The organism is Citrobacter amalonaticus, from assembly GCF_002918555.1.
GTDB classification, from domain to species: domain Bacteria; phylum Pseudomonadota; class Gammaproteobacteria; order Enterobacterales; family Enterobacteriaceae; genus Citrobacter_C; species Citrobacter_C amalonaticus_A.
The window spans coordinates 1-3351 of record NZ_PQMB01000013.1; the positions used below are offsets into that span (position 1 = coordinate 1).

Consider the following 3351-nt stretch of genomic DNA (forward strand, 5'->3'; position numbering starts at 1 on the left):
CCGGTGGACCCCGTCGATCCGGTAACGCCCGTAGACCCCGTTATACCTGACACCTCCACCTCCGTTTACGACAATGGCGTCACCCTTGACCGGGGCGCAAAAACCCTGACCTTTGCCTCGCTGGTCGTGAACGGCGTCACCTATACCAATACCACCTTCGCCATTACAAAACAGGGCGACGGCTACCTGCTGACCGCCCCGGACGGGAAAACCCTGACCGTGACCGGCCTGAAAGAGGCCAACAATACCCTGGTGATGCAGGGCAGTTACGGCGCTGACAACCTGTTCTGGTCGTACAACAGCGCAGGGGCGTTTACCCAGGCAAGCCCGGACACGAAGGTTATCAGCGGCGACGGGCAGCAGAAAACCGTTGATGGCAACTCCTCTGCGGGTGCGGCGGGTGAAACCGGCACTATTATCAGCGGCGACAAAAACAAAATTGATGTACCGGGCGATAACAGCGCCACCGGCGGCGGTACCGCCACTAAAGTGGACGGCGACGGCAACGAGATCGCTAACACCGGCGCTACCAGCGCCACGGGCGAAGGCTCCACCGGCGTGGACGTGACCGGTGATAAAAACAAAATCAGCAACGAAGGCGACAGCAGCGCGACCGGCGGCGGCACAGCTACCAAAGTCACGGGCGACGGGAACGAGATCGACAGCACCGGCAGCACCAGCGCAGCAGGGGCAGGCTCCACCGGCGTGGATGTCACCGGTGATGCAAACAAAATCAATAACGAAGGTGCCAGCAGTGCGACCGACGGTGCTACCGGTACGAAGGTGGCGGGTAACGGCAACGAGATCACCAACACCGGCGACACCGCCGCCGCCAGCACCGACAGCAGTAAACCAAGTACCGGGGTGGATGTGGCTGGTGACGGGAACACCGTTAACCAGAACGGTAAAATGGGGGTGGGTGATTATTCTACCGGTATGAAGGTCAGCGGCACCCGGAACACCATTAACCTCAGCTCAGAAGAAATTAAGGTTTCCGGCCAGCAGGCGACCGGGGTTGATGTTTCCGGCGACGCCAACACGGTGACGCTGACCGGCAATATGGTGGTGGATAAAGACCAGACCTCCCCGCTGGCGGCAGAGAGTTTCTTTACCCCCTCGACCGGGATTAATGTCAACGGCAGCAATAATACCGTGGTGCTGGACGGCCATCTGCAGGTGATTGCGGACACTGAAGTAGCCGGACATGGGTATGGGGCCTCCCCCGGAACCCAGGAAACTATTCAGGGTCTGGTGGTGACAGGGGATAATAACCGGGTTGATTTGCTGGGCGGGATAACGCTGACCGGCGAGAGTGACCAGCTTGCTGATGCCACTGCCGGAGACGCGATGGCTAATCAACGAAAAGGTGTCTTCGGAACATCCGTGATTAGCGTCGATGGACATTCATCTGTGTATATAAGCGGTGATTCCCGTATCGAGGGTGAGTTCGGTGCAGGACTTGCCCTCTATTCCGGCTGTCTGACGGCGCATATATGGAACTGGCGGACGGGGCGACCTTTACTTTGGATAATGCCCTTATTAATCGGTACTGGAATGATGATGACCGTTTAATTAATGTGTTATCGGGTTCAGCTTTTACCAACAGCGGGGAGATAACGGTCAGCGACAGCTCTCTGATATATGCTCTGGGTGCTGGTTCCTCAGCTATTAATAATAAGACAATTGAAGTCAACAGAACCAGCGCCGCACACACAGCAAATGTCGGTTCTGTTTCGGCGATGTTTGCAGAAGGTGGATCTGTTGTTACTAACAATGGTCGTATTATCGGTAAAATTCTTAATCAGGATGGTATCTTTAATAGTAATAATGAACGGAGGATATCAAATCCGGGGTGGATAAATAACGGCGTCATATCTCAGAATATGATGGAAGCCTTTGGTGCAGGTTCCCGTGGCATAAACAACGCCACAGGAGAAATTGAGGTCTACGGGCGTGGGAGCGCAATGGCGGCTGCTGACAACGCAAATATGGATAACTACGGGAAAATCACCACGGATGCTATGTGGAAAAGCGCCGATGATACGACCGAGCTGCCGGCTAATGTTCTCTCTTCTACTGTAAGGGATTTTGCCGTGGGTATGGATGCAGGGGCAGATAATAGTGGTAACTCCTATGGCCGTAACGCCACTGCTACCAACCACCAGGGTGCCACGATTACCATTAATAACGCCGGTGCCGGTATGGTGGCTTATGGAAACAACCAGGTGATAAACCAGGGCACCATTAATCTCGAGAAAAACGAGAACTACGATGCCAGCAAACCGCTGGTCGGAATGGCTGTTTATAAAGGTGGCACCGCTATTAACGACACCACCGGCGTGATTAATATCAATGCCGAAAACGGTCAGGCGTTTTATTCCGATGGTAATGCCGGCAACCGTATTGTCAACCGTGGGCAGATTACGCTGGGTGAACATGCGTCGACAGGGGCAGATAACAGCGCAGAGATTGCGTCAGCGGAATTTGCTGACGGCTCGATTCTGACGGGCACCACCACCCTCAGCAAAAATACGAGCGTGATGCCCGGCAGTACGGTCAGCAATACCGGCACGGTTGATGGCACCTCAACGCTGACAGTCGACGGCACCTATAACAACCAAACCGGTGCAGTCACCAGCGTGCCGTTAACCGTCAACGCCAGCGGTGTGGTGAATAACAACGGCACCCTCAACAGCGGCAACTACAAGTCTCAGACGCTGAATGTCACATCGGGTACCCTGAACAATACCGGTACGATTAACGGTTCGGTAAGAACCACCGGCAGCGCTAAAGTCAACAACAGTGGCACGATAACTCAGGGCTTCGATATTTCCGGCACCACCTCGCTGGTGAACAGCGGCACTGTCGCCAGTGGTCCGACAGGTTCTGGTGGTGATACAACGCTGATGTACCTGCGTGACTCGTCGGTATTGACCAACGACACCGCCGGGACAGTGATGCTGAACACCGCCAAAAACAGTATGTACCTGGCCAGTAAAAGTACCTTTGTCAACAAAGGCAGTGTGGAGATGAGCCAGGCTTCCAACGGCGGCGCCATCAACCTGAACTCTGGCGGCGGCGTGGTGATTAACCAGGGAACAATGACCGGCAATGGTGCCACCATGGTGAATGTCCGCTCTGGCGGAACCGCCTCTGCCACGACCGGCTGGATATGGAACCAGACCGGCGGCGTGATGGACTTTACCGCGGGTACCGGCAACAACGCGGTGGCCATTAATACCACAGGCAGCAGCGGCATCAAATCACTGAACGACGGCACCATTAATCTCCACGGCAACGGCGCCATCGGGATGAAGGGCAGTAACACCAGCCAACTGGTCAACAATGGCA

At 55.2% G+C, this 3351-nt stretch carries 2 protein-coding genes; both read left to right on the forward strand.

The window, feature by feature from the left end:
- On the forward strand, positions 1–1572 hold a 1572-nt coding region (locus tag C3432_RS27760; RefSeq protein WP_445432945.1), incomplete at its 5' end, for a BigA/YdbA N-terminal beta-barrel domain-containing protein.
- A 311-nt stretch (positions 1573–1883) separates the two neighbouring features.
- A partial coding sequence (locus tag C3432_RS27285) for a beta strand repeat-containing protein (RefSeq protein WP_374755492.1) occupies positions 1884–3351 on the forward strand: 1468 nt, incomplete at its 3' end.